Source organism: Pseudomonas tehranensis (genome assembly GCF_014268615.1).
Lineage (GTDB): Bacteria > Pseudomonadota > Gammaproteobacteria > Pseudomonadales > Pseudomonadaceae > Aquipseudomonas > Aquipseudomonas tehranensis.
Window position 1 is genome coordinate 14,162 of the sequence record NZ_JABWQV010000010.1, and the last position, 15,786, is coordinate 29,947.

Genomic DNA, 15,786 nt, shown 5'->3' on the forward strand with positions numbered 1-15,786 from the left:
AAAAAACCTCAACAATTAAAAGCAGCACGGTTCCTGTGGCACAGAACTGTCATGGCGAGTGAGCTTTTTGTGGCGAGGGAGCTTGCTCCCGCTCGGCGGCGAAGCCGTCGTCAACTGAATCAGGGACCGCTTCGCGATCCAGCGGGAGCGAGCTCCCTCGCCACAAGAGCGGTAGCGCCGATTCGGTCAGCTCAACAACTGCACAATGCGTTATCCAGCACTTCACGCAGCGCCGAGGGGTGATCGATCACCACATCCGCGCCCCAATGGTTCGGGTTGTCGTCCGGGTGAATGTAGCCATAGGTCACCGCGCACGTCCGGGTGCCGGCGCTGCGGCCAGACTCGATGTCCCGCAGGTCGTCGCCCACGAACAATACGCTGGCCGGATCCAGGTCGAGCATCTTGCACGCCAGGGTCAGCGGTTCGGGGTCCGGCTTGCTGTTCTTTACATGGTCGGGGCAGATCAACACTTTCGAGCGTTCGGCCAGGCCCAGTTGCTGCATGATCGGCTCGGCAAAGCGCACCGGTTTGTTGGTGACCACCCCCCAGATCAGGTTGGCCGCTTCAATGTCGGCCAGCACCTGGGCCATGCCGTCAAACAGGTGGCTGTGGACCGCGCAACCCTTGAGGTAACGGTCGAGGAATTCCTGGCGTAGTTCCTCGAAACCTGGCGACTCCGGGTCCATGGAAAAGGTCACCGCGACCATCGCCCGGGCGCCGCCGGAAATCTCGTCGCGAATATGCTGCGTGTTCATGGGAGGCAGGCCGCGGTCGGCACGCATGGCCTGGCAGATGGCGATGAAGTCCGGCGCGGTGTCGAGCAGCGTGCCGTCCATGTCGAAGAGAACCGCTTTGAGACGCATCGACTTACTCCTCGCGCAAGGTCTGGATCATGTAATTGACATCAACGTCGGCGGCCAGCTTGTAGTGCTTGGTCAGGGGGTTGTACGTCAGGCCGATGATGTCCTTGACGGTCAGCCCGGCCATGCGGCTCCAGGCCCCCAGCTCCGAAGGCCGGATGAATTTCTTGAAGTCGTGAGTGCCGCGTGGCAACAGCTTCATGATGTATTCGGCGCCGATGATGGCGAACAGGTAGGCCTTCGGATTGCGGTTGATGGTGGAGAAGAACACCTGCCCACCGGGCTTGACCATGCGAAAGCACGCGCGGATGACCGATGATGGATCCGGTACGTGTTCGAGCATCTCCAGGCACGTGACCACATCGAACTGTTCGGGCATTTCCTCGGCCAGGGCTTCGGCGGTGGTCTGCCGGTATTCCACGCTGACGCCGGATTCCAGTTGATGCAGTTGCGCGACCGCCAGCGGTGCTTCACCCATGTCGATGCCCATCACCGTCGCTCCGCGCTGGGCCATGGCTTCGCTGAGGATGCCGCCGCCGCAGCCGACATCGAGCACCTTCTTGCCAGCCAGGCTGACGCGCTCGTCAATCCAGTTGACCCGCAGCGGGTTGATATCGTGCAGCGGTTTGAATTCGCTTTCACGGTCCCACCAGCGATGGGCCAGGGCTTCGAATTTGGCGATTTCGGCGTGGTCGACGTTGCTCATGTGCAGATCCTCGAAAAACTTGAAAAATCGTAGGCCCCGAACCGTGGCTCAAGGGGTCTGGTTATTCGTTGTGGCCGCTGATGCGACGACCCCATGCTTGCGCCGTGGCACTGAGCTGCGATTCGTCCAGACGGGTCAGGCGGCCGTCCTCAAGCAAGGGCTTGCCGGCCACCCACAGATGTTTCACGCAGTCGCGACCGGTGGCGTAGATCAGTTGCGACACCGGGTCATAGACCGGCTGCTGGGCCAGCCCCGACAAGTCAAAGGCCACCAGGTCGGCGGCCTTGCCGACTTCCAGCGAGCCGACGGTCGCTTCGATGCCCAGTGCCCGGGCGCCATTGAGCGTGGCCATGCGCAACGCCCGGTGGGCGTCCAGGGCCGTGGCCGAACCGGCGACGGCCTTGGCCAGCAACGCGGCGGTACGCGTCTCGCCCAACAGGTCCAGATCGTTGTTGCTCGCCGCCCCGTCAGTGCCGACCGCGACATTGACCCCGGCCTGCCACAAGCGCTCCACCGGGCAGAAACCGCTGGCCAGCTTCATGTTCGATTCCGGGCAGTGGATCACGCTGCAGTTGCTTTCTACCAGCAAAGCCTGGTCTTCATCGCTGACCTGAGTCATGTGTACCGCCTGAAAGCGCGGCCCCAGCAGGCCCAGTCGTCCCAGCCGGGCCATCGGTCGCTCACCGGTGTTATCCACAGCCTGCTGTACTTCGAAGGCGGTTTCGTGAACATGCATATGAATGGCCGCGTCCAGTTCTTCGGCGATCACTCGGATTTTTTCCAGGTTCTCGTCGCCGACGGTGTAGGGCGCATGGGGGCCGAATGCCACTTTGATCCGTGGATGGTGTTTGAGGTCGCCAAACAATTCGATGCCCTGACGAATGGCATCGTCGGCGCTGGCGGCACCGGGGATCGGAAAATCGAGGATCGGAATGGCGATTTGTGCGCGGATACCGCTGTTATGCACACGCTCGCTGGCAACCTTGGGGTAAAAATACATGTCCGAGAAACATGTGATGCCGCCCTTGAGCTGCTCGGCGATCGCCAGGTCGGTGCCGTCGCGGACAAAATCTTCATCGACCCATTTACCCTCGGCCGGCCAGATGTGTTGTTCAAGCCAGGTCATCAAGGGCAGATCGTCGGCCAGCCCGCGGAACAGGGTCATCGCCGCATGGCCGTGGGCGTTGATCAATCCGGGGCTGAGCAGCATGCCCGGCAGTTCGCGGACCTCGGTTGCATCACATTTCAGGGCTTCTGCCCGTGGGCCGATGAACACGATGCAGCCGTCGCGGATGCCCAGGCCATGCTCCTTGAGCACGACGCCGGCGGGTTCGACAGGCACCAACCAGGTCGGTAGCAGTAATAAGTCGAGCGCAACGGCAGGCTTGGGCATCGTGGAACGGTTCCATGGCGTATAAGGGATGGCGAAGTATACCCGAGCGTCTTCGCGGAGGGATCGCTATAATCGGCGGCTTTTGTTCATGAGTGCGGGGTGTGGGATGCGCGATCGACTGTTGGCAGCGGAGAAGGTGAAGGCCATCGATTGGCGTGATGGCGCCCTCTATCTGTTGGATCAGCGTATTTTGCCGTTCGAGGAAACCTGGATCGCCTATACCACGGCGGCTGGCGTGGCCGAGGCTATTCGCTCGATGGTGGTGCGGGGCGCGCCGGCCATCGGCATCAGCGCGGCCTATGGCGTGGTGCTGGCAGCGCGGGCGCGCTTGGCCGAGGGTGGCGACTGGCAAACAGCGTTGGAAGCCGATTTTGCCTTGCTGGCCGACTCCCGGCCGACGGCGGTGAACCTGTTCTGGGCGTTGGACCGGATGCGCGACCGGCTGGGACGCTTGAAAGAGCATGCCGAACCGCTGGCGGCCCTTGAGGCCGAAGCCATCGCAATCCATGAAAGCGACCGCGAAGCCAACCTGACCATGGCGCAGTTGGGGGTCGATCTGATCCGCAAGCATCAAGGCAACGCCCAGGCCATCCTGACTCATTGCAATACCGGCGCCCTGGCTACCGGTGGCTTCGGCACGGCCCTTGGGGTGATCCGGGGGGCGTTCCTTGAGGGCATGGTCGAGCGCGTGTATGCCGACGAAACCCGTCCGTGGCTACAAGGCTCGCGCCTCACCGCGTGGGAATTGGCCAATGAGGGCATCCCGGTGACCCTTAACGCTGACTCTGCCGCCGCCCACATCATGAAAACCAAGGGCGTGACCTGGGTGATCGTCGGCGCCGACCGCATTACCGCCAACGGCGATGTGGCGAACAAGATCGGCACCTATCAACTGGCGGTCTGCGCCATGCACCATGGCGTGCGCTTCATGGTGGTGGCGCCCAGTTCGACCATCGACATGAACCTGGCCAGCGGCGAAGACATTCCGATTGAAGAGCGCGACGGGCGCGAACTGCTGGAGGTTGGCGGCAAGCGGGTCGGGGCGGATGTGGATGCCTTCAACCCGGTGTTCGACGTCACCCCGGCGGACCTGATCGACGCCATTGTCACCGAGAAAGGCATCGTCGAGCGCCCGGATACGGCGAAGATGGCGCAGTTGATGTGTCGCAAGCGGTTGCACTGAAGGCTTTGAGTGTCGGATCTGCCGCTATCGCGAGCAGGCTCGCTCCCACATTGGATCGGTGTTGTGACCGAAATCTTCGGCATACGCAGATCCCCTGTGGGAGCGAGCCTGCTCGCGATGAAGCCCTAAAGTCAGCAAATGAGCCTGAATTGCACCTCAAATCTGCTTTCAGCAAGCCTCTAAGCCCCTCTCGTCCCATATCAGCCTGTCACCGGTCAACTAACTATGCTCCATGCGCATCAGGGGGATAGGTGCGTGGCGGCTCTTGTGATAACATCCGGCGGTTTCCAGGGCTGCCTCGCGAGGTAGCCTTTACTGCGCAGATCCATGGCATAACTCGTTGATTTGTCGTAAGTCGCTGCATGGCACTTGTTCTGCAGCGGCGAGCTTCGTTCGTCCCATCTGGATGTGACGAGGTTTCACCAGAAAAAGGAATCAGGCTTCTCATGGGCGAACTGGCCAAAGAAATCCTCCCGGTCAATATCGAAGACGAGCTGAAACAGTCCTACCTCGACTACGCAATGAGCGTAATCGTCGGGCGGGCGCTGCCGGATGCGCGCGATGGCTTGAAGCCCGTGCACCGGCGCGTGCTGTTCGCGATGAGCGAGCTGGGCAACGACTTCAACAAGCCGTACAAGAAATCAGCCCGTGTCGTCGGTGACGTGATCGGTAAGTATCACCCCCACGGTGACACCGCCGTGTACGACACCATCGTCCGGATGGCCCAGCCCTTCTCCCTGCGCTACTTGCTGGTAGACGGCCAGGGCAACTTCGGTTCCGTGGACGGCGACAACGCTGCGGCCATGCGATACACCGAAGTGCGCATGACCAAGCTGGCCCACGAACTGCTGGCTGACCTGCATAAAGAAACCGTGGACTGGGTGCCGAACTACGACGGCACCGAAATGATCCCGGCGGTCATGCCGACCCGTATCCCGAACCTGCTGGTCAACGGCTCCAGCGGTATCGCCGTGGGCATGGCGACCAACATCCCGCCGCACAACCTCGGTGAAGTCATCGACGGTTGCCTGGCCCTCATCGACAATCCCGAGCTGACCGTCGATGAGCTGATGCAGTACATCCCCGGTCCGGACTTCCCGACCGCCGCGATCATCAACGGTCGCGCCGGCATCATCGAAGCCTACCGCACCGGCCGTGGTCGCATTTACATGCGCGCCCGCTCGACCATCGAAGACATCGACAAGGTCGGTGGCCGCCAGCAGATCGTCATCACCGAGCTTCCGTATCAGCTGAACAAGGCCCGTCTGATCGAGAAGATCGCCGAGCTGGTGAAAGAGAAGAAGCTTGAAGGCATCACCGAGCTGCGTGACGAGTCCGACAAGGACGGCATGCGCGTTGTGATCGAGCTGCGTCGTGGCGAAGTGCCTGAGGTGATTCTCAACAACCTCTACGCCCAGACCCAGCTGCAAGCGGTGTTCGGCATCAACATTGTCGCGCTGATCGACGGCCGTCCGCGGATCCTGAACCTCAAGGACCTGCTGGAAGCCTTCGTGCGTCACCGTCGCGAAGTGGTCACCCGTCGCACCGTGTTCGAACTGCGCAAAGCCCGCGAGCGCGGTCATATCCTCGAAGGTCAGGCCGTTGCCCTGTCGAACATCGACCCGGTCATCGCCCTGATCAAGGCCTCGCCAACACCGTCGGAAGCCAAGGAAGCGCTGATCAGCACGCCTTGGGAATCCACCGCCGTCGTGGCGATGGTCGAGCGTGCCGGCGCCGATTCGTGCCGTCCGGAAAACCTCGACCCGCAATACGGCCTGCGCGACGGCAAGTACTTCCTGTCCCCGGAACAGGCGCAAGCCATCCTGGAGCTGCGTCTGCACCGCCTGACCGGCCTGGAACACGAGAAGCTGCTGGCTGAATACCAGGAAATCCTCAACCAGATCGGCGAGCTGATCCGCATCCTCAACAGCGCCACGCGCCTGATGGAAGTGATCCGCGAAGAACTGGAAGTGATCCGCGCCGAATACGGCGACGTGCGCCGCACCGAGATTCTCGATGCGCGCCTGGACCTGACCCTGGGTGACATGATCCCGGAAGAAGAGCGCGTGGTGACCATTTCCCACGGCGGCTACGCCAAGACCCAGCCGCTGGCCGCCTACCAGGCCCAGCGTCGCGGCGGCAAAGGCAAGTCGGCCACAGGCGTCAAGGACGAGGACTACATCGCTCACCTGCTGGTTGCCAACAGCCATACCACGCTGTTGCTGTTCTCCAGCAAGGGCAAGGTGTACTGGCTCAAGACCTACGAAATCCCCGAAGCGTCTCGTGCCGCCCGTGGTCGTCCGCTGGTCAACCTGCTGCCGCTGGACAGTGATGAATACATCACCACCATGCTGCCGGTGGAGGAATACACCGAAGGTCACTACATCTTCATGGCCACCGCCAAGGGCACCGTGAAGAAGACTCCGCTGGAATCCTTTAGTCGTCAGCGCAGTGTCGGCCTGATCGCTCTGGAGCTGGACGAAGGTGACGTGCTGATTTCCGCTGCCATCACCGATGGCGAGCGTGAAGTCATGCTGTTCTCCGACGGCGGCAAGGTCACTCGCTTCAAGGAGTCCGACGTTCGCGCCATGGGCCGTACCGCCCGTGGTGTGCGCGGCATGCGCCTGCCGGAAGGCCAGAAGCTGATTTCCATGCTGATCCCCGAAGAAGGCAGCCAGATCCTCACCGCATCGGCGCGTGGTTATGGCAAGCGCACGGCTATCAGCGAGTTCCCTGAGTACAAGCGTGGCGGCCAGGGCGTGATCGCCATGGTCAGCAACGACCGTAACGGTCGACTGGTCGGCGCTGTCCAGGTGCTCGATGGCGAGGAGATCATGTTGATCTCCGACCAGGGCACCCTGGTGCGCACGCGGGTGGCCGAAGTGTCGAGCCTGGGGCGTAACACCCAGGGCGTGACGCTGATCAAGCTGGCCAGCGATGAAACGCTGGTCGGGCTTGAGCGGGTGCAGGAGCCATCGGAAGTCGAAGGCGAGGAGCTGGAAGGCGAGGAGGGCGTGGCGTTCGACGGTACTCTTGCTACCGACGTTGACGACATGACCGGCGACCAACCGCTCGACGCTGCCGCAGACGAAGAAGAACCGCAGGACTAAGCGGGCATGCAGGGGGCGGATGAAGATTCGCCCCCTTGTTGTTTGTCCCGTTTGAAAATTTGTGACACTGCACATGACGCGCAACTGTGGGAGCGAGCCTGCTCGCGATGACGGACTGACATTCAACATGGATGCTGACTGTTACATCGCTATCGCGAGCAGGCTCGCTCCCACATTTGGGTCATGTGTTGATTGAAGATTGATGTGACCACCAGATCAGAGCGAGATTGGATGTGAGCAAGAGAGCCTATAACTTCTGTGCCGGCCCGGCGGCGCTTCCTGAAGCGGTCCTGAAGCGTGCCCAAGGTGAACTTCTCGACTGGCATGGCAAGGGCCTGTCTGTCATGGAAATGAGCCATCGCAGCGATGAGTTCGTGTCCATTGCCACCAAGGCTGAGCAGGATTTGCGTGATCTGCTGAACATCCCCTCCAACTACAAGGTGCTGTTCCTGCAGGGCGGCGCCAGCCAGCAATTTGCGCAGATTCCGCTGAACCTGCTGCCTGAAAGCGGCAAGGCTGACTACATCGACACCGGGATCTGGTCGCAGAAAGCCATCGAAGAAGCTTCGCGCTACGGCCACGTCAATGTCGCGGCCACCGCCAAGCCCTACGACTATTTCGCCATTCCCGGCCAGAACGAGTGGAACCTGTCCAAGGACGCGGCCTACGTTCACTATGCGCCGAACGAAACCATCGGCGGCCTGGAATTCAACTGGATCCCGGAAACCGGCGACGTGCCCCTGGTGGCTGACATGTCTTCGGATATCCTGTCGCGCCCTGTGGACATCTCCCGTTTCGGCATGATCTACGCCGGCGCGCAGAAGAACATCGGCCCGAGCGGCATCCTGGTCAGCATCATTCGCGAAGACCTGCTGGGACGCGCCCGTTCCTTGTGCCCGACCATGCTCAACTACAAGGTCGCGGCCGACAACGGCTCGATGTACAACACCCCGCCGACCCTGGCCTGGTACCTGTCCGGCCTGGTATTCGAATGGCTGAAAGAGCAGGGCGGTGTCGAGGCCATCGGCAAGCTCAACGAAGTGAAGCAGCGCACGCTCTATGACTTCATTGATGCCAGCGGCCTCTACAGCAACCCGATCAACAAGACCGATCGTTCGTGGATGAACGTACCGTTCCGCCTGGCCGACGACCGTCTCGACAAACCGTTCCTGGCCGGTGCCGACGAGCGCGGGCTGCTGAACCTCAAGGGCCACCGTTCGGTCGGCGGCATGCGCGCTTCCATCTACAACGCCGTCGATATCAACGCGGTCAATGCGCTGATTTCCTACATGGCAGAGTTCGAGAAGGAACATGGTTGATGTCTGAGCAAGAACTCAAGGCGCTGCGCCTGCGCATCGATGCCCTGGACGAAAAGGTCCTGGAACTGATCAGCGAGCGCGCGCGCTGCGCCCAGGAAGTGGCGCGGGTGAAAATGGCCTCCCTGGCCGAAGGCGAAGTGCCGGTGTTCTATCGCCCGGAACGTGAGGCGCAGGTCCTCAAGCGCGTCATGGAGCGCAACAAGGGGCCTCTGGGCAATGAAGAAATGGCGCGGTTGTTCCGCGAGATCATGTCTTCGTGCCTGGCCCTTGAGCAGCCTTTGAAAGTCGCTTACCTGGGCCCTGAAGGCACCTTCACCCAGGCTGCCGCCATGAAGCATTTCGGCCACGCCGTGATCAGCAAGCCAATGGCGGCCATCGACGAAGTCTTCCGTGAAGTGGCGGCGGGCGCGGTGAACTTCGGCGTGGTGCCGGTGGAAAACTCCACCGAAGGCGCGGTCAACCACACGCTGGACAGTTTCCTTGAGCACGACATGGTGATCTGCGGCGAAGTCGAGCTGCGCATCCACCATCACCTGCTGGTGGGCGAGAACACCAAGACCGACAGCATCAGCCGGATCTATTCCCACGCCCAGTCCCTGGCCCAGTGCCGCAAGTGGCTGGACGCCCATTATCCGAATGTCGAGCGTGTGGCGGTGTCGAGCAACGCCGAGGCGGCCAAGCGGGTCAAGGGTGAGTGGAACTCGGCGGCAATCGCCGGCGACATGGCGGCCGGCCTCTATGGCCTGACCCGCCTGGCGGAAAAAATCGAGGATCGTCCGGACAACTCCACGCGATTCCTGATGATTGGCAGCCAGGAAGTGCCGCCCACCGGCGACGACAAGACATCAATCATCGTCTCCATGAGCAACAAGCCTGGCGCGCTCCATGAGCTGCTGGTGCCGTTCCATGACAATGGTATCGATCTGACACGGATCGAGACCCGTCCGTCGCGCAGCGGTAAATGGACCTACGTGTTTTTCATCGATTTTGTCGGCCACCACCGCGATCCGCTGGTAAAAGGTGTGCTGGAAAAAATCAGTCAGGAAGCAGTGGCACTCAAGGTGCTGGGTTCCTACCCCAAAGCAGTTCTTTAAGGGCGGATAGCTAATGAGTGGCAACTTCCTCGCTCTGGCTCAGCCAGGCGTGCAACAACTCTCGCCTTACGTTCCAGGCAAGCCGGTGGACGAATTGGCCCGTGAGCTGGATCTGGACCCGGCCAGCATCGTCAAGCTGGCTAGCAACGAAAACCCTTTGGGGGCGAGCCCCAAGGCGCTGGAGGCGATCCGTGACGAGCTGGCCGAGCTGACCCGTTATCCCGACGGCAACGGTTTCGCTCTCAAAAGCCTGCTGGCCGAGCGCTGTGGCGTCGAGCTGAGTCAGGTGACTCTGGGCAACGGGTCCAATGACATTCTCGAGCTGGTGGCGCGTGCCTATCTGGCGCCGGGCCTCAACGCCGTGTTCAGCGAGCATGCGTTTGCGGTCTACCCGATCGCCACCCAGGCCGTCGGCGCCGACGCCCATGTGGTGCCGGCCAAGGATTGGGGGCACGACTTGCCCGCCATGCTGGCGGCCATCGACGCCAACACGCGGGTAGTCTTCATCGCCAATCCAAACAATCCGACCGGCACCTGGTTCGACGCCCAGGCGTTGGACGACTTCCTCCAGGACGTGCCCGAGCATGTGCTGGTGGTGCTGGATGAGGCTTACATCGAATACGCCGAAGGCAGCGATTTGCCCGATGGCCTGGATTTTCTCGCGGCCTACCCGAACCTGCTGGTCTCGCGCACGTTCTCCAAGGCCTATGGCCTTGCGTCGCTACGGGTTGGCTATGGCCTGTCCACCGCGGTGGTGGCTGATGTGCTCAACCGCGTGCGTCAGCCGTTCAACGTCAACAGCTTTGCTCTGGCCGCTGCCTGCGCTGCGCTCGGGGACGACGCCTACCTGGACGAAAGTCGCCGCCTGAACGAGGCTGGCATGCAGCAGCTGGAAGCCGGGTTCCGTGAGCTGGGCCTGAGCTGGATTGCCTCGAAAGGCAATTTCATTTGCGTCGATCTGGGCCGTGACGCAGCTCCGGTGTTCCAGGGCTTGCTGCGCGAGGGTGTGATCGTGCGTCCGGTGGCCAACTACGGCATGCCGAACCACCTGCGCGTCACCATTGGCCTGCCAGCGGAAAACAGCCGCTTCCTTGAGGCGTTGAGCAAGGTTCTGGCTCGTGGTTGATGTCACTTCACTGCAACCTGCTGCACCTATGATCGGTCGCCTGGTGGTGGTCGGTCTGGGGTTGATCGGCGGCTCGTTCGCCAAAGGCCTGCGCGAAAGCGGTCTGTGTCGTGAAGTGGTGGGTGTCGATCTAGACCCGCAGTCACGCCGGCTGGCGGTGGAGCTGGGGGTGGTGGATCGCTGCGAGGACGACCTGGCGATTGCTTGCCAGGGTGCGGACGTGATCCAGTTGGCCGTGCCGATCCTGGCCATGGAGAAGCTGCTGGCACGCCTGGCGACCATGGACCTGGGGCAGGCGATTCTCACGGACGTCGGCAGTGCCAAGGGCAATGTCGTGCGGGCGGCCACCGAAGCCTTCGGCGGGATGCCGGCGCGCTTTGTGCCCGGTCATCCGATTGCCGGTTCCGAGCAGAGCGGGGTGGAAGCCTCCAACGCCGAACTGTTTCGTCGCCACAAAGTGATATTGACACCACTGGACCAGACCGATCCGGCTGCGCTGGCGGTGGTGGACCGTCTGTGGCGCGAGCTGGGTGCGGACGTCGAGCACATGCAGGTCGAGCGCCACGATGAAGTATTGGCCGCCACCAGCCATTTGCCGCACCTGTTGGCGTTCGGTTTGGTGGATTCATTGGCCAAACGCAATGAAAATCTCGAGATCTTCCGTTACGCTGCCGGCGGTTTCCGCGATTTCACGAGAATCGCCGGTAGCGACCCGGTCATGTGGCACGACATCTTCCTCGCCAACCGCGAAGCTGTCCTGCGCACACTCGATACATTTCGCAGCGACCTCGACGCCTTGCGCGACGCGGTCGATGCAGGGGACGGGCACCAATTGCTGGGCGTTTTCACACGCGCCAGGGTGGCCCGCGAGCATTTCAGTAAAATCCTGGCCCGTCGGGCCTATGTGGACGCTATGAACTCCAACGATCTGATTTTCCTGGCACAACCTGGTGGCTCCCTGAGTGGGCGTATTCGTGTACCGGGCGATAAATCGATTTCCCACCGTTCGATCATGCTCGGCTCCCTGGCCGAAGGCGTGACCGAAGTGGAAGGCTTTCTCGAAGGCGAAGACGCCCTGGCGACGCTGCAAGCGTTCCGCGATATGGGCGTGGTCATCGAAGGCCCGCATCACGGTCGCGTGACCATTCATGGTGTCGGCCTGCACGGCCTCAAGCCTGCCCCGGGCCCGATCTACCTGGGCAACTCCGGCACGTCGATGCGCCTGCTGTCCGGCCTGCTGGCCGCCCAGGACTTCGACAGCACCCTGACCGGTGACGCTTCGCTGTCCAAGCGGCCGATGAATCGCGTGGCCAACCCCCTGCGGGAAATGGGTGCTGTGATCGAGACGGCGGCCGAAGGTCGTCCGCCCATGACCATTCGCGGTGGCAACAAGCTCAAGGGCCTGACCTACACCATGCCGATGGCCAGCGCCCAGGTGAAATCCTGCCTGCTGTTGGCCGGTCTCTATGCCGAAGGCAAGACTACGGTCACCGAGCCGGCCCCGACCCGCGACCACACCGAGCGCATGCTGCGCGGCTTCGGCTACCCGGTCACGGTCAACGGTGCCACGGCCTCCGTCGAGTCCGGCAGCAAACTGACCGCGACCCACATTGAAGTACCGGGCGATATCTCGTCCTCGGCGTTCTTCCTGGTGGCCGCTTCGATTGCCGAAGGCTCCGAGCTGGTGCTCGAGCATGTGGGCATCAACCCGACCCGTACCGGCGTGATCGACATCCTGCGCCTGATGGGCGCTGACATCACCCTGGAAAACCAGCGTGAAGTGGGCGGCGAGCCGGTTGCAGATCTGCGCGTACGAGCAGCTAAACTCAAGGGTATCGAGATTCCCGAAGCGCTGGTGCCACTGGCTATCGACGAATTCCCGGTGCTGTTCGTGGCGGCGGCCTGTGCCGAAGGGCGCACCGTGCTGACCGGCGCCGAAGAGCTGCGGGTCAAGGAATCGGATCGTATCCAGGTGATGGCTGATGGCCTAATCGCGTTGGGCGTGAAATGCCAGCCGACGCCGGACGGCATTATCATCGACGGCGGCCAGATCGGCGGCGGCGAAGTCCATGGTCACGGTGATCACCGTATCGCCATGGCTTTCAGTGTTGCGTCTTTGCGCGCCAGTGCGCCGATCCGCATCCATGATTGCGCCAACGTCGCGACGTCGTTCCCGAACTTCCTGGCGCTGTGTGCCCAGGTCGGTATTCGAGTAGCACAAGAGGCACAGTCGTGAACATCAAGGCACCGGTCATCACCATCGATGGCCCAAGCGGTTCAGGCAAGGGCACCGTCGCCGGAATACTGGCCAAACAATTGGGCTGGAACCTGCTCGATTCGGGTGCGTTGTATCGCCTGCTGGCGTTTGCCGCCGCCAATCATGGCGTCGATCTGACCAATGAAGAACTGCTCAAGGCCCTGGCTGCGCATCTGGACGTGCAGTTCATCGCGGCGACCGACGGTCAGCTGCAGCGCATCATTCTGGAGGGTGACGAAGTCAGCAATGTTATTCGTACCGAAAGCGTGGGGGCCGGGGCCTCCCAGGTCGCCGCGCTGCCGGCGGTGCGCGAGGCATTGCTACAGCGCCAGCGCGCTTTTCAGGAGCCGCCAGGATTGGTGGCCGATGGGCGCGACATGGGTACCGTGGTGTTTCCCGATGCCCCGCTGAAGATTTTCCTCACCGCCAGTGCCGAGGAGAGGGCTCGTCGCCGATATTTGCAGTTGAAGGGCAAAGGCGAGGATGTTAGTCTGTCGAGTCTGCTAGATGAGATCCGTGCACGCGACGAGCGTGATACCCAGCGCGCAGTAGCCCCGCTCAAACCGGCGGCTGACGCGATACAGCTGGATTCCACGGAGTTGTCCATCGACCAGGTGTTGCAACGCATCATGAGCGAAATCGCCATCCGCGATATCGCCGGGTGACCAGGAAGCTCCGCAGGGGACCAGTCATAGTCCTGCGGTGCTTCTTTTATATGAAACTAACCCACACCGTCTGGGGTGTGGAGGCGGGCGTATTCTTCGCCCTAATCAACAGGAATTAAAATGAGCGAAAGCTTTGCGGAACTCTTTGAAGAAAGCCTGAAAACCCTGAACCTTCAGGCAGGCTCCATCATCACCGGTGTTATCGTTGATATCGATTACCAAGCTCGCTGGGTAACCGTTCACGCTGGTCTGAAGTCTGAAGCACTCATCCCGCTTGAGCAGTTCTACAACGACGCTGGCGAACTGAACATCAACGTCGGTGACGAAGTTCACGTTGCGCTGGACTCGGTTGAAGATGGCTTTGGTGAAACCAAGCTGTCCCGTGAAAAAGCCAAGCGCGCTGAATGCTGGATCGTTCTCGAAGCGGCTTTCGCAGCTGAGGAAGTGGTCAAGGGCGTTATCAACGGTAAGGTTAAAGGCGGCTTCACTGTCGACGTTAACGGCATCCGTGCGTTCCTGCCAGGTTCCCTGGTTGACGTTCGTCCAGTGCGCGACACCACGCACCTGGAAGGTAAAGAGCTGGAATTCAAGGTCATCAAGCTGGACCAGAAGCGCAACAACGTTGTCGTTTCCCGTCGCAGTGTCCTGGAAGCCGAGAACTCCGCCGAGCGTGAAGCTCTGCTGGAATCGCTGCAGGAAGGCCAGCAGGTCAAGGGTATCGTCAAGAACCTCACCGATTACGGCGCATTCGTCGATCTGGGTGGCGTCGATGGCCTGCTGCACATCACCGACATGGCCTGGAAGCGTATCAAGCATCCTTCGGAAATCGTCAACGTTGGCGACGAGATCGATGTCAAGGTTCTGAAGTACGATCGCGAGCGCAATCGTGTTTCCCTGGGCCTCAAGCAACTGGGTGAAGATCCATGGGTTGCTATCAAAGCCCGTTACCCAGAAAGCACCCGCGTCACCGCTCGTGTTACCAACCTCACCGACTACGGCTGCTTCGCTGAGCTGGAAGAAGGCGTTGAAGGTCTGGTACACGTTTCCGAAATGGACTGGACCAACAAGAACATCCACCCTTCGAAAGTCGTACAAGTCGGCGACGAAGTGGAAGTCATGGTTCTGGACATCGACGAAGAGCGTCGTCGTATCTCCCTGGGCATCAAGCAGTGCAAATCTAACCCATGGGAAGATTTCTCTGGCCAGTTCAACAAGGGCGATAAAATCTCCGGCACCATCAAGTCGATCACCGATTTCGGTATCTTCATTGGTCTGGACGGCGGCATCGACGGTCTGGTTCACCTGTCCGACATCTCCTGGAACGAAGTGGGCGAAGAAGCCGTACGCCGCTTCAAGAAGGGCGACGAGCTGGACACCGTTATCCTGTCGGTTGACCCAGAGCGTGAGCGCATCTCCCTGGGCATCAAGCAACTGGAAAGCGATCCGTTCTCCGAGTACGTTCAAGAGAACGACAAAGGCGCAATCGTTAAGGGCATCGTGAAAGAAGTTGACGCTAAAGGCGCCATCATCACCCTGGCCGACGATATCGAAGCTACTCTGAAAGCCTCCGAAATCAGCCGTGACCGCGTTGAAGACGCGCGCAACGTTCTGAAAGAAGGCGAAGAAGTAGAAGCCAAGATCATCAGCGTTGACCGCAAGAGCCGCGTAATCCAGCTCTCCATCAAGTCGAAAGACGATGCTGAAGAGAAAGAAGCAATCCAGAGCCTGCGCGACAAGCCAGCTACCTCTGACATTGCTGCTGGTCCTACCACTCTGGGCGACCTGCTGCGTGCACAAATGGAAAAGCAGAACTGAGTTCTGTCAAACCATAGAAAAAGGGCGACTTCGGTCGCCCTTTTTTGTGGGCGTGATTCGGGAAAGCCTGGCCTGTTTTTAAGTTAGCACCGCCATCTGACTCAGTGGTGAAACCAATCCTGCAACCCAACTGTCTGTTTCTTTAAGCAGATCAATCACCTATTCAAGGCTAGACTGCAGATGCCCTCGTCTCCCCGGGCCTATGTGGGAGTGGGCCTGCTCGCGATAGCGTCAGGTCGGACGCCACCCAGGTCGGGT

General features: G+C 60.9%; 11 protein-coding genes. 8 read left to right on the plus strand and 3 right to left on the minus strand.

Features of this window, described 5'->3' with window-relative positions; genetic code table 11:
• Positions 1 to 191: 191 nt before the first annotated feature.
• The 3 genes from mupP to HU811_RS04195 all read right to left on the minus strand — a co-directional run bounded on the left by mupP (position 192) and on the right by HU811_RS04195 (position 2,959).
• The gene (gene mupP, locus HU811_RS04185; protein WP_047226303.1) at positions 192 to 863 is read right to left on the minus strand and encodes an N-acetylmuramic acid 6-phosphate phosphatase MupP; all 672 of its coding nucleotides are present in this window, start codon (positions 861 to 863) and stop codon (positions 192 to 194) included.
• 4 nt (positions 864 to 867) lie between these two features.
• Positions 868 to 1,566, minus strand: coding sequence for a bifunctional 2-polyprenyl-6-hydroxyphenol methylase/3-demethylubiquinol 3-O-methyltransferase UbiG (gene ubiG / locus HU811_RS04190; RefSeq protein WP_047226304.1), 699 nt, complete (start codon positions 1,564 to 1,566; stop codon positions 868 to 870).
• Between the two features lie 61 nt (positions 1,567 to 1,627).
• Positions 1,628 to 2,959 (minus strand): TRZ/ATZ family hydrolase, encoded by a 1,332-nt coding sequence (locus HU811_RS04195; RefSeq protein WP_186654186.1) that lies wholly within the window; start codon positions 2,957 to 2,959, stop codon positions 1,628 to 1,630.
• A 106-nt stretch (positions 2,960 to 3,065) separates the two neighbouring features.
• On the opposite strand from HU811_RS04195, the gene mtnA reads away from it, so the two are divergent.
• From mtnA to rpsA, 8 genes are all read left to right on the plus strand, one after another.
• On the plus strand, positions 3,066 to 4,142 hold the full coding sequence (mtnA, locus tag HU811_RS04200) for an S-methyl-5-thioribose-1-phosphate isomerase (protein WP_092397633.1): 1,077 nt from the start codon (positions 3,066 to 3,068) through the stop codon (positions 4,140 to 4,142).
• Positions 4,143 to 4,588: 446 nt separating this feature from the next.
• Entirely contained in the window at positions 4,589 to 7,252 is a 2,664-nt protein-coding gene (gene gyrA, locus HU811_RS04205; protein ID WP_047226307.1) for a DNA gyrase subunit A, read from the plus strand.
• 233 nt (positions 7,253 to 7,485) lie between these two features.
• Positions 7,486 to 8,571, plus strand: coding sequence for a 3-phosphoserine/phosphohydroxythreonine transaminase (gene serC, locus HU811_RS04210; RefSeq protein ID WP_076385786.1), 1,086 nt, complete (start codon positions 7,486 to 7,488; stop codon positions 8,569 to 8,571).
• Positions 8,571 to 9,665 carry a prephenate dehydratase gene (gene pheA, locus HU811_RS04215; protein WP_003199233.1) on the plus strand — a complete coding sequence of 365 codons (1,095 nt, stop codon included), beginning with the start codon at positions 8,571 to 8,573 and terminating at the stop codon, positions 9,663 to 9,665. The genes serC and pheA overlap by 1 nt, the downstream gene beginning before the upstream one ends.
• A gap of 13 nt (positions 9,666 to 9,678) precedes the next feature.
• Complete coding sequence (hisC, locus tag HU811_RS04220) at positions 9,679 to 10,791, plus strand: histidinol-phosphate transaminase (protein ID WP_186654189.1); 1,113 nt, start codon at positions 9,679 to 9,681, stop codon at positions 10,789 to 10,791.
• A gap of 28 nt (positions 10,792 to 10,819) precedes the next feature.
• Complete coding sequence (locus HU811_RS04225; RefSeq protein ID WP_047226310.1) at positions 10,820 to 13,027, plus strand: bifunctional prephenate dehydrogenase/3-phosphoshikimate 1-carboxyvinyltransferase; 2,208 nt, start codon at positions 10,820 to 10,822, stop codon at positions 13,025 to 13,027.
• Positions 13,024 to 13,713, plus strand: coding sequence for a (d)CMP kinase (gene cmk, locus HU811_RS04230; RefSeq protein ID WP_186654193.1), 690 nt, complete (start codon positions 13,024 to 13,026; stop codon positions 13,711 to 13,713). Before HU811_RS04225 ends, cmk begins: the two co-directional genes overlap by 4 nt.
• A gap of 120 nt (positions 13,714 to 13,833) precedes the next feature.
• Positions 13,834 to 15,528 carry a 30S ribosomal protein S1 gene (rpsA, locus tag HU811_RS04235; protein ID WP_014337228.1) on the plus strand — a complete coding sequence of 565 codons (1,695 nt, stop codon included), beginning with the start codon at positions 13,834 to 13,836 and terminating at the stop codon, positions 15,526 to 15,528.
• The last annotated feature ends 258 nt before the right edge of the window (positions 15,529 to 15,786 follow it).

Bases quoted from the DNA above. Each gene is read 5' to 3' on its own strand.
- mupP (WP_047226303.1), bottom strand. From the start codon at position 863: ATGCGTCTCAAAGCGGTTCTCTTCGACATGGACGGCACGCTGCTCGAC.
- ubiG (WP_047226304.1), bottom strand. From the start codon at position 1,566: ATGAGCAACGTCGACCACGCCGAAATCGCCAAATTCGAAGCCCTGGCC.
- HU811_RS04195 (WP_186654186.1), bottom strand. From the start codon at position 2,959: ATGCCCAAGCCTGCCGTTGCGCTCGACTTATTACTGCTACCGACCTGG.
- mtnA (WP_092397633.1), top strand. From the start codon at position 3,066: ATGCGCGATCGACTGTTGGCAGCGGAGAAGGTGAAGGCCATCGATTGG.
- gyrA (WP_047226307.1), top strand. From the start codon at position 4,589: ATGGGCGAACTGGCCAAAGAAATCCTCCCGGTCAATATCGAAGACGAG.
- pheA (WP_003199233.1), top strand. From the start codon at position 8,571: ATGTCTGAGCAAGAACTCAAGGCGCTGCGCCTGCGCATCGATGCCCTG.
- hisC (WP_186654189.1), top strand. From the start codon at position 9,679: ATGAGTGGCAACTTCCTCGCTCTGGCTCAGCCAGGCGTGCAACAACTC.
- HU811_RS04225 (WP_047226310.1), top strand. From the start codon at position 10,820: ATGATCGGTCGCCTGGTGGTGGTCGGTCTGGGGTTGATCGGCGGCTCG.
- rpsA (WP_014337228.1), top strand. From the start codon at position 13,834: ATGAGCGAAAGCTTTGCGGAACTCTTTGAAGAAAGCCTGAAAACCCTG.